Annotated in this window: 13 protein-coding genes; 4 read left to right on the top strand and 9 right to left on the bottom strand. The window is 73.8% G+C overall.

What is annotated here, in order from left to right; all coding sequences use genetic code 11:
• Positions 1-251 precede the first annotated feature (251 nt).
• The gene (locus PSD17_RS20475; protein ID WP_339124174.1) at positions 252-443 is read right to left on the bottom strand and encodes a three-helix bundle dimerization domain-containing protein; all 192 of its coding nucleotides are present in this window, start codon (positions 441-443) and stop codon (positions 252-254) included.
• Between the two features lie 143 nt (positions 444-586).
• Entirely contained in the window at positions 587-1,471 is an 885-nt protein-coding gene (locus PSD17_RS20470) for a universal stress protein (protein ID WP_339124172.1), read from the bottom strand.
• 169 nt (positions 1,472-1,640) lie between these two features.
• On the opposite strand from PSD17_RS20470, the gene PSD17_RS20465 reads away from it, so the two are divergent.
• The 3 genes from PSD17_RS20465 to PSD17_RS20455 all read left to right on the top strand — a co-directional run bounded on the left by PSD17_RS20465 (position 1,641) and on the right by PSD17_RS20455 (position 6,311).
• A complete protein-coding gene (locus PSD17_RS20465; protein WP_339124171.1) occupies positions 1,641-2,888 on the top strand; it encodes a PP2C family protein-serine/threonine phosphatase in 1,248 nt (415 codons plus the stop codon).
• Positions 2,889-3,126: 238 nt separating this feature from the next.
• On the top strand, positions 3,127-5,196 hold the full coding sequence (locus tag PSD17_RS20460) for an MMPL family transporter (protein ID WP_339124169.1): 2,070 nt from the start codon (positions 3,127-3,129) through the stop codon (positions 5,194-5,196).
• Between the two features lie 92 nt (positions 5,197-5,288).
• The gene (locus PSD17_RS20455; protein ID WP_339124168.1) at positions 5,289-6,311 is read left to right on the top strand and encodes an adenosine deaminase; all 1,023 of its coding nucleotides are present in this window, start codon (positions 5,289-5,291) and stop codon (positions 6,309-6,311) included.
• 105 nt (positions 6,312-6,416) lie between these two features.
• Here the strand turns inward: PSD17_RS20455 and PSD17_RS20450 are convergent, their stop codons facing one another.
• The 7 genes from PSD17_RS20450 to PSD17_RS20420 form a co-directional block, all read right to left on the bottom strand.
• Positions 6,417-7,973, bottom strand: a complete 1,557-nt coding sequence (locus PSD17_RS20450; RefSeq protein WP_339124166.1) for an FAD-dependent monooxygenase — start codon at positions 7,971-7,973, stop codon at positions 6,417-6,419.
• A 56-nt stretch (positions 7,974-8,029) separates the two neighbouring features.
• Positions 8,030-10,303 (bottom strand): ATP-binding protein, encoded by a 2,274-nt coding sequence (locus tag PSD17_RS20445; protein WP_339124164.1) that lies wholly within the window; start codon positions 10,301-10,303, stop codon positions 8,030-8,032.
• A gap of 12 nt (positions 10,304-10,315) precedes the next feature.
• Positions 10,316-11,467, bottom strand: coding sequence for an RNA polymerase sigma factor (locus PSD17_RS20440; protein ID WP_339124163.1), 1,152 nt, complete (start codon positions 11,465-11,467; stop codon positions 10,316-10,318).
• Entirely contained in the window at positions 11,464-11,874 is a 411-nt protein-coding gene (locus PSD17_RS20435; protein WP_199796637.1) for a YciI family protein, read from the bottom strand. Before PSD17_RS20435 ends, PSD17_RS20440 begins: the two co-directional genes overlap by 4 nt.
• A gap of 128 nt (positions 11,875-12,002) precedes the next feature.
• Entirely contained in the window at positions 12,003-12,710 is a 708-nt protein-coding gene (locus PSD17_RS20430) for a flavin reductase family protein (RefSeq protein WP_339124162.1), read from the bottom strand.
• Positions 12,711-12,904: 194 nt separating this feature from the next.
• The gene (locus PSD17_RS20425) at positions 12,905-13,186 is read right to left on the bottom strand and encodes a hypothetical protein (protein ID WP_013672900.1); all 282 of its coding nucleotides are present in this window, start codon (positions 13,184-13,186) and stop codon (positions 12,905-12,907) included.
• 136 nt (positions 13,187-13,322) lie between these two features.
• A complete protein-coding gene (locus PSD17_RS20420) occupies positions 13,323-14,393 on the bottom strand; it encodes a tartrate dehydrogenase (protein ID WP_339124160.1) in 1,071 nt (356 codons plus the stop codon).
• Between the two features lie 115 nt (positions 14,394-14,508).
• Between PSD17_RS20420 and PSD17_RS20415 the strand changes: the two genes are divergently transcribed.
• Positions 14,509-15,426 carry a LysR family transcriptional regulator gene (locus tag PSD17_RS20415; protein WP_013672898.1) on the top strand — a complete coding sequence of 306 codons (918 nt, stop codon included), beginning with the start codon at positions 14,509-14,511 and terminating at the stop codon, positions 15,424-15,426.
• The last annotated feature ends 170 nt before the right edge of the window (positions 15,427-15,596 follow it).

The raw sequence follows: 15,596 nt of genomic DNA, 5'->3' as shown, positions 1-15,596 counted from the left end.
GCCGGAGGCCACGCCGATCCGCCTCGCGCGCGGCCCAGACGGCCGCGTCGAGGCAGTGGCGGGAGCCGTCGACGCCCACCACCACCGATCGTTCGCTGTGCGGCGACGCCTCGGAACCGGCCATTGCTACCTCCCGGATGGTCTCCGCCGAGCCTGACAAACGGGCCCGCCGGCCGACTGCGGCGCATCGGCCCGCCGGACGGGGCCTTTCGTCCCGACGCCGACAGCGCCTCGTCCGCGTCACGTCCGCGTCACCCCGACTCGGACGCCCGGCCCGCGAGCTGCAACAACCGCTGCCGGGCCAACCGTTCCACGAGCTCGGGCAGCGCGGGCGGCGGCGCCGCGTCGAGGTCGGCCCGGCAGCTCACGACGGTGCGCCGGACCGTCCCGCGGTCGACCCGGCCGGCGAACTCACCGGCGAGCCGCGCGACCGCGGCGGTCACACAGTCGTCGTCCTCGGCGACCTCTACGCCGTCCTCGGCGCGGACCTCGGAGGGGTGCGTCGTGCTCTCCTGCGCTGCGGCACGCCTGTCCCGGCGCGACCGGGCGGACCCGACGGCCGGGTCACGCCGGTCGGGCGACGGGGTCACCGCGTCGGCGGCGCCGACGCCACGTCGGCCGGCGCCCGGTCGGAATCGACCGCCGCGTGCACGGCCGGCTGCGCCGGAACGGCGACGATCGGGCACGGCGCGAACTCGACGAGCCTGCGCATCGTCGACCGCGTCGACACCGGTTGCAGATGATGCCCCACCACGATCACCCGCGCCGCCGTCGCGAGGTCCACCAGTCCCTGCCCGGCCCCGTCCTCGACCACCTCACCGGCCACCGCGACCTCGGGGGCCTGGTCGGTGATCCACTGAACACCACGGTCCACGAGCCGTCGAGCCGCGTCGTCGTCCGCCGAGCTCGTTCCCGACGACGTCGGGCCGGGTGCGCAGTGCACGACGAGGACCGACGCCCCGGACGCCCGGGCGAGCAGCAGTGCGGTGTCGAGGACGCCCGGCCCGGTCCCGAGATCCTCGAGCGCCGCGACGACCGGGCCGCCACGCGCGGGCGGGACTCCCGGCGACGTGCCCCGGACCACGGCGACCGGGCAGCCCACCCGCCCCGCGAGCCCGAGCGCGATGTGCCCCACCAGCGTTCCCGACCAGGCACCGTCGCCGTAGCTCCCCACGACGAGCAGGCGGGCGTGGCGCGCGCGCGTGTGCAGCAGGTCGACGGTGTTGCCGTGGACGATCTCCACCGACGCCCGCGCCACGCCGCAGCGCTCGGCGTCCGCGACCAGTTCTCGGATGTAGGGCGGGAGCGGCGCGGATGCCAGGTCCGCCGAGCCGTGGAGCTGCGCGTGCAGCAGCACGAGCGGTGCCCCGATCGCCGCCGCGAGCTCGGCCGCCCAGTGCAGGGCGTCGCGCGCGGACGCGGACTCGTCGACACCGACGACGACGGGGAGGGGACGGGGCGCGCTGGACATTCGACAACTCCTCCTCGACGCCTGCTCCTGTCCTTCCAGCGTCCTCGCGACCCGCCCGCAGGCACAGAGGCCGTCGTCGGGCGGTTCCGGGACCAAGGTCCCCCACCTGCCACGATCGTGGTTCGCACGACGGCGGACGACGCCGCTCGGCCCTCATATGCTCACGCCCATGCCCGACGGGAGCGTCCAGGTCACGGACATGCAGACGCTGCTGGAGCGCGTCGAGACGGCCGCACCCGTCGACGCGATCGACGTCGCGGCCGAGGAGCTCGCGGCGCTGCTCGGCGCGCGCGAGGTCGGACTCCTGATCGTGGACTACAGCGGTCGGATGCTCGTCCGGCTCGGACGGACACCCGCCCGCGGCGAGCGCACGCACGACACCGAGAACGCGGAGTCGGTGCCGCTGCCCGGGACGGTGTACGAGAGGGTGCTGCGCACCCAGCAGGTCGCCGTCCGCGAGGTCGGCGACGGCGCGCGCGTCACCGCTCCGGTGACGGTGCGCGGAGATGTCATCGGCGCGATGGACCTCGTGCTGCCTGCCCCGCCGACGCCGCGACAGGTGGCCGACATCGCGGGGATCGGGCACCTCCTCGCCCACGTGATCGTCGTCAACCGGCGCTACACCGACCTGTTCGAGTGGGGCCAACGCACCACGCCCGTGTCGTTGTCCGCCGAGATCCAGCGACGGCTCCTGCCGGCCGCCTTCACCTGCGAGGCGGGGCAGTTCACCCTCGCCGGCTGGCTCGAACCCGCGAGCACGGTGGGTGGTGACACCTTCGACTACGCGTTCGACCGCGGGACCCTGCACCTGTCGATCACCGACGCCGCGGGCCACGACGTGCAGGCGGCGATGCTCGCCACCGTGCTCGTCGGTGCCCTGCGCAACGCGCGGCGCGCCGGGATGGACCTGGCCTCCCAGGTCGTCCGCGCGAACGACGATCTCGCGGCGTACTCCTCGGCCGGCTGGTTCGTCACCGGTCAGGTCGTGCGGATCGACCTGGGCCGCAGGACCGCCGCCATCGTCAACGCCGGCCATCCGAGACCCCTGCGGCTGCGCGGGGGCCGGGTCGAGGAGGTCGAGCTGGCCGTCGACATCCCGTTCGGTCTCGAGCCGGGTAGGCCGTTCCGGGTGCAGCCGCTCCCGCTCGAACCCGGGGACCGGATCGTGTTCGTCACCGACGGGATGCTCGAACGGCACGCCGCGGAGCTGGACTTCCACGCCACGCTGCGCGACACCGCCCACCTGCACCCGCGCGAGGTCGTGCACGCGCTCGGTGCGGCGGTGCTGCGGATCACCGGCGGCGCCCTGCGCGACGACGCCACCGTCCTCTGCCTCGACTGGTACGGCGGATCCGCGAGCCGCGAGGCCCGGCACGGGGCCAGCCCGGAGTACGCATCGCCCACCGAGCGGGCATGACCCGCGTACTCGAGTTCGCGTGTGAGCCGCACCTCGCGTGCGCACCCCCGTTGAACAGGCGACTTCTACAGAGCGTCGATAACATCGGGTGATGCGCCTGAATTCGGACCCTTCGCCCGGATCATCGCCGGGGGAGAGCCCGGCGGCGGACCCGTCGCCCGGCTCGCCGACGGCGAACCGAGGCAGCTCCGGGTCCGGGTCGGGGTCCCGCCGGGCCTCGGTGGTCCGGTGGGCGGTCGTGGCGGGGCTACTGCTCGCGTGGCTCGCCATCGGCGGCATCAGCGGCCCCTTCCAGGGGCGGCTGGCGGAGGTCCAGACCAACGACAGCAGCACCTTCCTGCCCGCCGACGCCGAGTCCACCCGCGCCGCGCAGGAGCAGCAGGAATTCACCGGCGCCCAACCGCTGCCGGCCGTCGTCGTCTACGAACGCACCGACGGCCTGACCGCACAGGACCTCGACGCGATCCGCGGCCACGCCGCCGCGGCCGCGGCGGCCCCGGGGGTGCAGGACGTGTCGCCGGTGATCCCAGCGCCGGACCGCGCGGCCGCACAGTTCGTCGTCGCCTACCCGGGGGCCGAGCGCGGTGAGCTCGACGAGCTCGTCCCCGAACTGCGTGACAGCCTGGCGACTGGCCTGCCCGCGGGCCTGTCCGTGCACGTCACCGGTCCGGCCGGGCTGGCCGCGGACCTGAGCGCGGCGTTCGCCGGCATCGACGGCCTGCTGCTCCTGGTCGCCGCCGGGGTGGTCGCGCTGATCCTGCTGATCGTCTACCGCAGCCCGCTGCTGCCGGTACTCGTGCTGCTGTCCGCGGGGCTCGCGCTGTGCCTCGCGGTCGTCGTGGTGTACCTGATGGCCGACGCCGGGTGGATCACGTTGTCGGGGCAGACGCAGGGGATCCTGTTCATCCTCATCGTCGGCGCCGCCACGGACTACGCCCTGCTCCTGATCGCCCGCTACCGCGAGGAGCTGCGCCGCACCGAGTCCACCTGGACGGCCATGCGCCTCGCCTACCGCGCCACCGTCGAACCGGTGCTGGCGTCCGCGGGCACGGTCATCCTGGGCCTGTTGTGCCTGCTGCTGTCGGGCCTGAACTCCAACCGCGGTCTCGGGCCGGTGGCCGCGATCGGCATCGTCGCCGCGGTGCTGGCCGCGCTGACGTTCCTCCCCGCCGCCCTGCTGCTGTTCGGGCGCGCGGCGTTCTGGCCCTTCCGTCCGAAGGTCGGGACCGCGGGGTCGACCAGCGGGCTGTGGAGCCGGATCGCCGCGGCCGTCGGCAGGCGGCCCCGGCGGCTGTGGATCGCCTCCGCGATCGTCCTCGGTGCGCTCGCCGCGTTCGTCCCGCAGTTCCAGGCGTCCGGGGTCGCGCAGTCGGACTTCTTCGTCGACAAGGCCGCTGTGGACTCCGTGCAGGGCCAGGAGGCGCTGAGCCGGCACTTCCCCGGCGGCACCGGGTCGCCGGCGGTCATCATCGTCGCCGCCCCGGCCGAGGAGCGGACCGTCGCGGCGGCGCGGACCGTACCCGGCATCGTGTCGGTGGACCGCGGCTCCCCGCAGGTCGTCGACGGGCGGGTGCAGCTGTCGGCGATCCTCGCCGAACCGGCGGACAGCGAGGCCGCCGTCGCGACGGTCACCGAGCTGCGACGGACGCTGGCGACCGTGCCCGGCGCGGACGCACTGGTCGGCGGGGTGACGGCGACGCAGCTCGACAGCCAGGACACCGCCGCGCGCGACCTGCGCGTCGTGGTGCCCGCGGTGCTGGTCGTGGTGTTCCTCGTGCTCGCCCTGCTCCTGCGCGCGCTCGTCGCGCCGTTGCTGCTCATCGCCTCGGTGGTGCTGTCGTTCGCGGCCACGCTGGGGATCGGTGCGCTCGTGTTCAACCACGTGCTGGACCTACCGGGCGCCGACCCGAGCGTCCCGTTGTTCGCGTTCGTCTTCCTCGTCGCACTCGGCGTGGACTACAACATCTTCCTGATGAGCCGGGTGCGGGAGGAGGCCGAGCAGGTCGGCACCCGCGACGGTGTGGTCCGCGGCCTGGAGGTCACCGGAGGGGTGATCACCTCCGCCGGGGTGGTCCTGGCCGCGACGTTCGCGGCGCTCGCGGTGCTGCCGATCCTCTTCCTCGTGCAGATCGCGTTCCTCGTGGCCGTAGGCGTCCTGGTCGACACCCTCATCGTCCGGTCGGTCCTGGTACCCGCGCTCGCCCTGGACATCGGCCGTCCGATCTGGTGGCCCGGTGCCCTCGCCCGACGGGACCCGAAGGGCGAGGACCGGCCCGTCGTCGCCGCGGGGACCGCGCCGCCGGCCTGAACCGCGCGCCGCTCGGCCCACGGGGAGGTACGTTCGGCCGGTCGGGACCGGCGTCTCTCGCGCCGGTCGGGGCCGGCGCGAGAGGCGGTACGGTGCGCGAGTTCGTCATGGGCCTGCCCAAGGCGGAGCTGCACGTCCACGTCGAGGGCACGATCGAGCCGGCGACCGCCTTCGCGCTCGCCGCGCGCAACGGTGTGCGGCTGCCCTGGGCCACACCCGACGAGCTGGCCGCGGCGCACGACTTCGCCGACCTGCAGTCGTTCCTCGACGTCTACTACGCGGTCATGGCGGTGCTGTGCACGCCGGCCGACTTCGCCGACGTCGCGGACGCCTACCTCGCACGCGCTGCGGCCCAAGGCGTCCGCCACGTCGAGATGTTCTTCGACCCGCAGGCCCACGTCGCCCGCGGCCTGCCGATCGAGACGGTGATCGACGGGCTGTACGCCGCGACGTCGACGGCGCGGGAGCGACACGGGCTCACCGCCGGGCTGATCCTCTGCATGATGCGCGACCGTCCCGTCGACGACGCCGCAGCCACCCTCGCCGCGGCACTGCCGCACGTCGACAAGCTGGTCGGTGTGGGTCTCGACTCCGCAGAGGTCGGGTACCCCCCGGGCCTGTTCGCGCAGGTCTTCGCCGACGCCCGCGCGGCGGGCCTGCACGTCGTCGCGCATGCGGGTGAGGAGGGTCCGGCGGCGTACGTGTGGGAGGCGATCCGGACGCTCCACGTCGAACGGGTCGACCACGGCCTGCGGTCGCTGGAGGATCCGGCGCTCGTCGCGCATCTCGTCGGGACGGGGCTGCCGCTGACGGTCTGCCCGTTCTCGACCGTCCGGCTGCGCGGCTGCGACACGCTCGCCGACCATCCCGTCGCGCGGATGCTGCGGGTGGGGCTCAACGTGTCGGTCCACTCCGACGATCCCGCCTACTTCGGCGGCTACGTCGGGGACAACCTCGACGCGGTCCGCGAGACCCTCGGCCTCACCGTCGCCGAACTGCAGACGCTCGCGGCGAACTCCTTCCGGTCGTCGTTCCTGCCCGCCGACGCCGTGCAGGCGCACCTGCGTGGACTCGACGAGTACGTTTCGGCGCGGGCTCAGTACAGCGAGGGGTAGCCGGCGTACCCGGTCGGGGTCGAGACGCCGGGCCCAGGAAGGGACGCCCCCGGGTCCCGGCTCGTCACGGTGCCGCACCTGTGCCCCGTTCTCAGGTCGGGGCGGCTACGCGGATGCGGCGAGCGCGTGACCACCGGCCCGCCCGAGGGCGAGGTCGACGGCGGCGAGCAGCCGGCCGACGGGCTCCGCGGCCCTGGCGCAGGTCCAGGCGACATGGCCGTCCGGGCGGACGAGCACCGCGCCGCCGGAGGCGACGCCGTACCGCCGGGCCAGCCGCTGCGCGTCGCACCCCAGCTCCCGGCCGATTCCGAGGACCTGCACCGGCACGGGCGAGGCCGCCGCGGCGGCCCGCCAGCCGTCCGCGTCGGGGCCGACGATCAGCGTGAGCCGGCCGTCGAACAGGTCCAGCAGTGAGCGGCGGCGGCCGGCGACCGACGCCCAGGCGTGTGGCGCCCGGCGTCCGGGGAGCACGCCGCCGAGGTGCGACCCGGTCGGTGCGATCACAGCGGAGACGTACCGGCGGTCCAGGTCGACGGTCCACTCGCCGTCCGTCGGAGGCACCTCAAGCATCTCCAGCGACCGGCGCGCGTTCCGCTCGCCCGCCGGCTTGCGCTCGGCGTGGTAGGTGTCCAGCAGCGCCTCTCCGGCCAACCCCCGCGCCACCCAGGCCAGCTTCCAGCCCAGGTTGTGCGCCGACTGGATCGCCGTGTTCATCCCGAGCGCGCCTGCGGGCGTCATCCGGTGCGCCGCGTCGCCGACCACGAAGGCGTTTCCCGCGCGGAAGGTGGCTGCCAGCTCACCGACCATCGTGAACGGCATGTGCGTCAGCACTCGTACGTCGAGGGCCGGGTCCCCGGCGGCGGTGCGGACGAGCTCCACGCAGCGGTCCGGCGTGAAGTCCGCCGGTGACTCCCCGCGTTCCGGGAACCACTGCCGGGCCAGGGACCACCGGTCGCCGCCGGCGCGGACGACGACCACCTCGGCGTCCGGATGGGTGACGACGTACATGCCGAAGCGGCGGTCCTCGCCGAGCAGGTCGTCGAGGTTCGCGGCGAAGTGCACGAGGACGAACTCCCCGATTTCGCCGAGGCGCTCCAGCGGAATCCCCGACAACCGCCGGACGACGCTGCGCGTGCCGTCCGCCCCGACCACGAACCGGGCCCGCACGACGGAGGCGGCTCCGGTGGCCCGGTCGCGCAGGGTCGCGGTGACCCCGGCGCGGTCGTCGACCAGGTCGACGAGCTCCACCCCGAACCGGACCTCGCCGCCCAGCGCCCGCAGGTGGTCGAGCAGCACCGGCTCCAGGCGGTCCTGCGGGCAGCAGACCGGCAGCACCGGGCTGACCGCGAGCACCTCCCTCGGGTCGGTCGGGTAACCCATCGGCACCGGGGTGGCCTCGCGCAGGGTCGGCGACACCGACCGCAGCGGACGGACCCGGGCGTCGAGCGCTCGGACCTCGCGGCGCAGACCCCAGGTTCGCAGCAGCTCCATCGTGCGCAGGTGCACCCCGGTGGCCCGCGGATGAATGGACGTGCCCGGGTGCCGCTCGACCACCAGCGCCCCGGCGCCGTTGCGGATGGCGGTGATCGCGGTGGCCAGCCCGGCCGGGCCGGCGCCGATGACCAGCACCTGGCAGTCCGCCGAACGTGTGCGTGTCGTCATGGCGGCAACGGTGGACCGGCCGAGCGGCGACGTCGTGAGAAGGACTACGTAGGTCGCTACGTATCTCCGGGGGCGAGACCGTCCTGGTGCAGCCACGCGGCGAGCTGGGTGCGCGTGCGGAGCCCGACCTTGGTCAGGGCGTGGTCGACGTGCACCTCGACGGTGCGCACCGAGAGCTGGAGCCGCCCCGCGATCTCCCGGTTGGTCATGCCGGTGGCCACCAGCGCGGCGATCTCGCGCTCGCGGCGGGTGAGGCCCGCCCCCGGGCCGGCTCGCCACGGGTCCTCGGGCGCGTCGGCCAGACCCAACGCGACGGCCTGGTCGACGGTCATCCCGCGCCCGCCCTCGACGAGCTTCGCGGCTGCCGCACCGACCGTCGCGCGAGCCGGCTCCAGCCACGCGTCGAGCCGCGCGCGGACGTTCTGCGGCCGGTGGGTCTGGTTGACCTCCTCGTAGGCCGCGGCGGCACCGGCGAGCCGCAGCGCGACGCGGGGTCGTCCGGTCCTGGCGGCCAGTCCTGCCAGCAGGCTCAGCCCGACGGCGATGGCGAAGCGGTCCCCGAGGTCGACGACGGCGGGCACCGCCCTCGTCAGCACCGCCCGTGCCCGCGCCAGGTCGCCGAGCTCGAGATCGGCCATGGCGTGCAGCTGGCGGGCCCGGGCCTCGATCGCCGGCAGGCCGCGCGCCTCGCACAGCGCCACGCAGCGTTCCAGCCGCTCGCGGGCGAGCCGGTGGTCCTCCCCGAGGATGGCGACCGCGCCGCCCAGCCACAGGGCCGCGGCGATGCCCGCGTCGTCACCCGTCTCGAGCTGCAGCTCCAACGCCCGTTCGATGTCGGCCCGGCCGGCGGGATCACCGGCGATCGCCGACGCCCGGCCCCGGTAGTACAGGACCGTGGCCTCGCCCGCGCGGTCCCCCGCGGCCCGGGCGCGGGCGAGGGTCTCGTCGAGCAACGGGACGGCCGCGGCCCCGTCCCCCTGGTCGGTCGCGAGCCACGCCGCACCGTTGAGCGCGTCCACCCGCTCGGGGTCGTCGTCCGGGACCCGGGCGAGCAGCTCGCCCAGCCGCCGCCTGCCCTCGGAGAAGTGCCCGCGGATGGACCAGAAGGCGGTGAGCCGGTTCGCGAGGCGCAGCGCCGTGCCGGGCTCCGTCTCGCCGTAGTGGTCCAGCGCGGCACGGAAGTTGTCGTGCTCGCGCTCGACCAGGTCGAGGCCCACCCGGTCCGGGCCCGCCGGCGGGCGGGCCAGTCCCTCGGCCAGCGCCCGGAACGCCGCCGCGTGCGCCGCGCGGACCCGCTCGTGGCCGGGTAGCGCCACCAGCTGTTCGGCCGCGAACTCGCGGACGGTCTCCAGCATCGCGAACCTGGGGGCGGCACCGAGCACCGGATCGGCCCGGACGAGGCTGTGGTCGACGAGCTCCGTCAGCGCGTCCAGCACGGGGACGGGCAGGTGGACCGCCTCCCTGCACACGCCTTCGAGGACGGCCAGGTCGATGCCGCCCCGGAAGACCGAGCAGACGGCGAGCAGCGCCTTCGCCGCCTCGCTCAGGAGCTCGTGGCTCCAGAGGATCGTTGCGCGCAGCGCCCGGTGCCGGTCCGGGGCGTCCCGGCGACCGCCGACCAGCAACCCCAGGGAGTCCTCCAGCCGCGCCAGGATCGCCGCCGGCTCCAGGACCTTCACCCGTGCGGCCGCCAGCTCGATCGCCAGCGGCAGCCCCTCGAGGCGCTCGGCGATCCCGGCGACGGCCGCCGCGTTCTCACCGGTGACGGTGAACCCGGGCGCCGACGCGGCCGCCCGCGCGACGAACAGCCGCACCGACTCGCATCCGGCGACCGACGCTGTCGAGGCGGCGGGGCCACCCGGCGGGACGCCCAGCGCGGGCACCGGGAACTCCTGCTCCCACGACAGGTGCAGCGGCGAGCGGCTGGTGACGAGGATCCGCGGCCGGGTGGTGGCGGCGAGCAGGTCGGCGACGAACCCGCGGGCGGCGAGCACCTGCTCCATGTTGTCCAGGATCACCAGGGCGTCCCGCTCGGACAGGTAGCCGCTGAGGTGCTCCAGCAGCGGCGTGCCCCTGGCGTCCTGCAACCCGATGCCGCGGGCCGTCGACACCGGCACCAGCGCGGGGTCCCGCACCGCCGCCAGTGACACGAAGTGCACGCCGTCCGGGAAGTCCTCCGGCGACCTGCCCGCCAGCTCGATCGCCATCCTCGTCTTGCCGCAGCCACCGGGTCCGGTCAACGTCAGCAACCGCGTGCCGAGCAGCAGCGCCCGCGCCCGGGCCAGCTCGCCCTCCCGGCCCACGAAGCTGGTCGACGGTCGTGGCAGCACAGCCGCATCGTCTCACCTCTGTGCCCTCGTGAGCTGCCGCAGCCGCGCGGCCTCCCGGGTCAGGTGGTCGCGCTCGGGAACGCTCGTCGCGACGCGCGCGGCCTCGGCGTAGCGGGCGGCGGCACCGGGCAGGTCGCCTGCCCGTTCGAGCAGGTAGGCGGTCGCGGCGGCGTGCCGCGGCAGGGCCGGGTCGAGGTCGGCCAACGCGGCGAGGCCGGCCTGCGGACCGTCCGCCTCGCCGACGGCGACCGCCCGGTTGAGCCGCACGACGGGCGAGTCCGTGAGCGCCAGCAGCTCGTCGTACCACTCGACGATCTGCACCCAGTCGGTTTCGGCCGCCGTGGGCGCGTCGGCGTGCAGCGCGGCGATCGCGGCCTGGGCCTGGTACTCGCCGAGGCGGTCGCGGGCGAGCGCGGCCTGCAGGATGGCCACCCCCTGCTCGATCATGCGGGTGTCCCACGACGACCGGTCCTGCTCGGCCAGCGGCACGAGCCGGCCGTCGGGCGCGGTGCGGGAGGCGCGCCGGGCGTGGTGCAGCAGCATGAGCGCGAGCAGGCCCGCCGCCTCGGGCTCGGCGGAGAGCGCCGCGAGCTGGCGGGCGAGCCGGATGGCCTCGGCCGCGAGGTCGACGTCGCCGCCGTAGCCCTCGTTGAACACCAGGTAGAGCACCCGCAGCACCGTCGTCAGGTCGCCCGGCGCGTCGAGCGGCAACCCCTCGATCCGACGCTTGGCGCGGCTGATCCGCTGCGCCATCGTCGCCTCGGGGACCATGTGCGCCGCGGCGATCTGGCGCGTCGTCAGACCGCCGACCGCCCGGAGGGTCAGCGCGACCGCGGCCGCGGGCGACAACGTCGGGTGCGCGCAGAGGAAGTAGAGCCGCAGCGTGTCGTCGGCCGCGGGCGCCGGAGCGGCGGGTGGTTCGGCGTCGGCGGCGAGCTCCCGGCTCCGGCGTGCCGACTCGGACCGGGTCGCGTCCAGGAACTTGCGCCACGCGGCCGCGATCAGCCATGCCTTCGGCTCGCGAGGCGGATCGTCGGGCCAGGTCTCCAGCGCGCGTACGAGCGCCTCCTGCACGGCGTCCTCGGCCGCCGCGAAGTCGGCTCCGCGGCGGACGAGCACACCGATGACCGCGGGCACCAGCTCGCGGACCAGCTCCGGGTTCATTCGCTCCCCGAGGGCGCCTCGGTGAGGAACGGCCGCACCTCGAGCCACTCGTGGATCGGCTCGCCGCGCGGCCCGGGTGCGGCCGACAGCTCCCCCGCCAGCTCGACGGCCCGCTCCCACGACTCGACGTCGATGACCATCCACCCGGCGACGAGGTCCTTGGTCTCGGCGAACGGGCCGTCGGTGACCGGGGGACGTCCCGCGCCGTCGGAGCGGACGAACGCCCCCTCCTGCGACAGGGCCTGCGCGTCGACGAACTCGCCGGTCTCGACGAGGCGGTCGGCGAATTCGCGCATGAACCGCACGTGCGCGTCGACCTCCTCCGGCGCCCACCGGTCGATCGGCGGGTGGTCGACGACGGGGGTCGGTCCGCCTCGGTAGTGCTTGAGCAGCAGGTACTTCACGATGTCTTCCCTTCCTCGCCCGGCCCCGATGGCCGATCGTGCACCCGAGACGGAGCCGAGGTCGCGTTCTCGACATCCTCGCGAGGAAGTTCTTCGACTTTTCCGCCGCCGGGGACAGCCGCGGCCCGCCGTCAGTCCATGACGGACCCGGACGGGGACCAGGCCTTCGTGCCGATCGGCGAGAACTCCGTCGGCCGGCCGTCGAGCCGGTGCATCCGGGCGGGGTGGCGGGCCGCAAGGATCTCGTCGTCGAGCGGCGTGGTGAACACGTTCTCCACCAGTGTGTACTCGGCTGCCAGGCGCCCGACGGGCCCGAGGGCGGCGGTGTCGACGCGGCCGCCCTCGAGGTAGAGGTCGTCGCGGATGTGGACCCGCTGCACGATGCCGAAGACGACGTGGTCGTCGTTGCCCACGGGGATGACGCGCTCGAGCGTGCACTCGAACGAGATCGGGGCACCGTCGACGCGGGGCACCCTCACCACGTCCGACGGGGCCTTGCCGAGGCCGAGCACGTCGAACTCGTCTACCTCGGTGGGGAACTCCGCGGCCGAGCGGTGCGCATGGTGGGCGTGCGGCAGGGAGACCAGGTTGAAGCAGAACTCACCCGTGTCGCGGACGTTGACGAAGGTGTCCTTCAGCTGCCCGTCGGACCGGGGCTGCATCGTGATGGACACCATCGGCGGCTTGCGGCCGACGCATGTGAAGAAGGAGATGGGCGCGAGGTTCGCGACACCGTCGACCGACATCGTGCTGATCCACCCGATCGGCCGCGGGACGATGCTCCCGATCAGCAGTTTGTACGCCGAGGCGGCGTCGAGCGTCGAGGTGTCGATGATCATCGGACGGCTGGCTCCCATCGTGCGCTGCGGGAGGGACAGGCTCCCGACGACGTAATCAATGAGAGATTACCTATGTCGTCCCGGCCCGCAAGGCGCCGCCCGGGTCGCCACACACGGGTACGCGCCCGGGGCGAGACCCATCGCCCGGGCGCGTAACCGCTTCCTGATCGATCCTCCCCCCACGAGAGGACCGGTCAGCTGTTGCAGTGGGAGTACTTGTCGTCGTGGCAGCCCCACTTGTCGTCGTCCCACTTGTCGTTGCGGTCGTACTTCGAGTCGCAGTCCCACTTGTCGTTCTCGTAGTGGTCGGACCTGCTGTCGTGGCAGCCCCACTTGTCCTCGTACTTGTCGTGGTGCTTGCCGCCGCCGTAGCCGCCCCACTTGTCGTCGTACTTGTCGTGGTTCTTGCCGCCGTAGCCGCCGCCGTCGTTCCACTTGTCGTGGCCGGACCTGGAGGGGCAGGTGCTCTTGAACATTTGGGGGCTCCGTCGCTTCTCGTATGGGGAGAGACCTTTGTGTCGCTCCGTCCGATGAGAAGAACTTTGCCCGTTTCGCGAACCGCGGGACAGCGAGCGGGCCCCCGTTCCCGCGGGGGCGATCCCTACTCGTTCCTCAGCCGATCTCGGCCGCGACCGCCGCGCCCAGCCCGCTCGTCGTCCCGGTACCGCCCATGTCGGGTGTCAGGAGGTCGCCCCCGCGAGCGAGCACCCTCTCGATCGCGCCCATGACCGCCGCGGCCGCCTCGGTCTCGCCGAGGTGCTCGAGCATCATCGACACGCACCAGATCTGGCCGACGGGGTTGGCGATCCCCTTGCCCGCGATGTCGGGCGCCGAACCGTGCACGGGCTCGAACAGGCTGGGGTAGTCCCGCTCCGGGTTGATGTTGCCGCTGGGCGCGATGCCGATCGTGCCGGTACAGGCGGGGCCGAGGTCGGAGAGGATGTCGCCGAAGAGGTTGCTGGCGACGACGACGTCGAACCGGTCCGGGTTCATCACGAACTGCGCCGTCAGGATGTCGATGTGGTACTTGTCGACGCGCACGTCGGGGTAGCCCGCGGCCATCGCCTCCACGCGCTCGTCCCAGTACGGCATGGAGATCGAGATGCCGTTGCTCTTGGTCGCCGAGGTGAGGTGGCGCTCCGGGCGGGCCCGCGCGAGATCGAAGGCGTACCGCAGGATCCGGTCGACGCCGACGCGCGTCATCACCGTCTCCTGCAGCACGGTCTCCCGGTCGGTGCCCTCGAACATCCGGCCACCGACGCTGGAGTACTCCCCCTCGGTGTTCTCCCGGACGACGAGGAAGTCGACGTCGCCCGGCTTGCGGTCGGCCAGCGGGCTGCGCACGCCGTCGAGCAGCTTGACCGGGCGCAGGTTGACGTACTGGTCGAAGCGGCGGCGGAACTGCAACAGGCTGCCCCACAACGAGACGTGGTCCGGGACGACCTCCGGCCAGCCGACGGCGCCGAAGAAGATCGCGTCGAAGCCGCGGAGGGTCTCGAACCAGTCGTCGGGCAGCATCGTGCCGTGCTGCTGGTAGTAGTCGGCGGACGCGAAGTCGAAGTCGGCGAGCTCGACGTCGAAGCCGTGGGCCGCGGCCGCGGCGCGCAGCACCCGCACGCCCTCGGGCACCACCTCCTTGCCGATTCCGTCGCCGGGGATCACAGCAATGCGGTGCGTCGTCATGCGCTTCCTTCCGAGATCGCCTGAGCTGCTCTCTGTAGCCTAGGTAGCACAAAAGGGCAGTTCCAGGCGAGATTCGGCCCAGCACCTTTGCGCGAGACGAAAGGAGTACGCCGAGGTGGATCTCCCCGACCTCGACGACCTCGAGTTCTTCGACGGCATCGCGACGGCCGTGACGCTCACCGAGGCCGCCCGGCGCTGGGGGGTGTCGACGTCGGCGGTGAGCAAGCGGCTCGCGCACCTGGAGCGCCGGCTCGGCGCACAGCTGGTGCGGCGCAGCACCCGCCGGCTCAGCCTGACCGACGAGGGCGTCCGCTACGCCGCCGGCGCGGCCCGGCTCCTGCCGCTGATCAACGACCTCGAGGAGGACGTCGGGCACCGCCGCGACGTCCTGCGCGGCAGCGTCGCCGTGCACTGCACGATGGGGCTCGGGCGCGCCCACGTCGCTCCTGTCATGGGGGCGTTCGCCGCGGCCCACCCGGCCGTCTCGGTCGAGCTGGAGCTCTCGCACCTGCCACTGCACGTGGCCGGGAGCCCGTTCGACTTCGCGATCCGCGTCGGGCGCCGTGACGACACCTCGGTGCGGACGCGGATGCTCCTGCCCAACCGCCGCGTCGTCTGCGCGTCGCCCCACTACCTCGCCACCCGTCCGGCGCCGCGCGGCCTCACCGACCTCGCCGACCACGACTGCATCGTCATCCGAGAGATCGACACCGACCACGCCCTGTGGCGCTTCGGGTCCGACGGCGCCGAGACGACGGTCCGGGTGCCGGGCACCATGGTGACCAACGACGGCGACGTCGCGACCCGCTGGTGCCTCGACGGGCACGGCCTGATCATGCGCTCGCTCTGGCACGTCGGTCCGCTGCTGCGCGACGGCGCCCTCGTCCGCGTCCTGGAGGACGTGCCGACGCCGCGGGCCGACGTCGTCGCCGTGCACCCGGCGCACCACGCCCTGTCCCGGCGGGCCGCCGCGGCGCTCGACCATCTCGCCGTCGAGCTCGACCGTCGGCTCGGGGCCGCCACCGCTTGCTGACGATGCCGGGTTCGTGATCGAACCGGCCCGACGTCGAGGTCGGCGGAGCCCTGGCGCGCGGTCCGAGCCCGCATCAGCGCACGTCCCGCCGCGCCTCACCACCTGCGGCATCCCGCGCTCCGCCGACGGCCCGATCTTGTCGGCCCGATCCCGACCCCGAGGCGCGCCCG

The organism is Pseudonocardia sp. D17 (genome assembly GCF_036984265.1).
Lineage (GTDB): Bacteria > Actinomycetota > Actinomycetes > Mycobacteriales > Pseudonocardiaceae > Pseudonocardia > Pseudonocardia benzenivorans.
This window is presented reverse-complemented; position numbering and strand designations above follow the sequence as displayed.

Bases quoted from the DNA above. Each gene is read 5' to 3' on its own strand.
- PSD17_RS20470 (WP_339124172.1), bottom strand. From the start codon at position 1,471: ATGTCCAGCGCGCCCCGTCCCCTCCCCGTCGTCGTCGGTGTCGACGAG.
- PSD17_RS20465 (WP_339124171.1), top strand. From the start codon at position 1,641: ATGCCCGACGGGAGCGTCCAGGTCACGGACATGCAGACGCTGCTGGAG.
- PSD17_RS20450 (WP_339124166.1), bottom strand. From the start codon at position 7,973: ATGACGACACGCACACGTTCGGCGGACTGCCAGGTGCTGGTCATCGGC.
- PSD17_RS20440 (WP_339124163.1), bottom strand. From the start codon at position 11,467: ATGAACCCGGAGCTGGTCCGCGAGCTGGTGCCCGCGGTCATCGGTGTG.
- PSD17_RS20430 (WP_339124162.1), bottom strand. From the start codon at position 12,710: ATGATCATCGACACCTCGACGCTCGACGCCGCCTCGGCGTACAAACTG.
- PSD17_RS20425 (WP_013672900.1), bottom strand. From the start codon at position 13,186: ATGTTCAAGAGCACCTGCCCCTCCAGGTCCGGCCACGACAAGTGGAAC.
- PSD17_RS20420 (WP_339124160.1), bottom strand. From the start codon at position 14,393: ATGACGACGCACCGCATTGCTGTGATCCCCGGCGACGGAATCGGCAAG.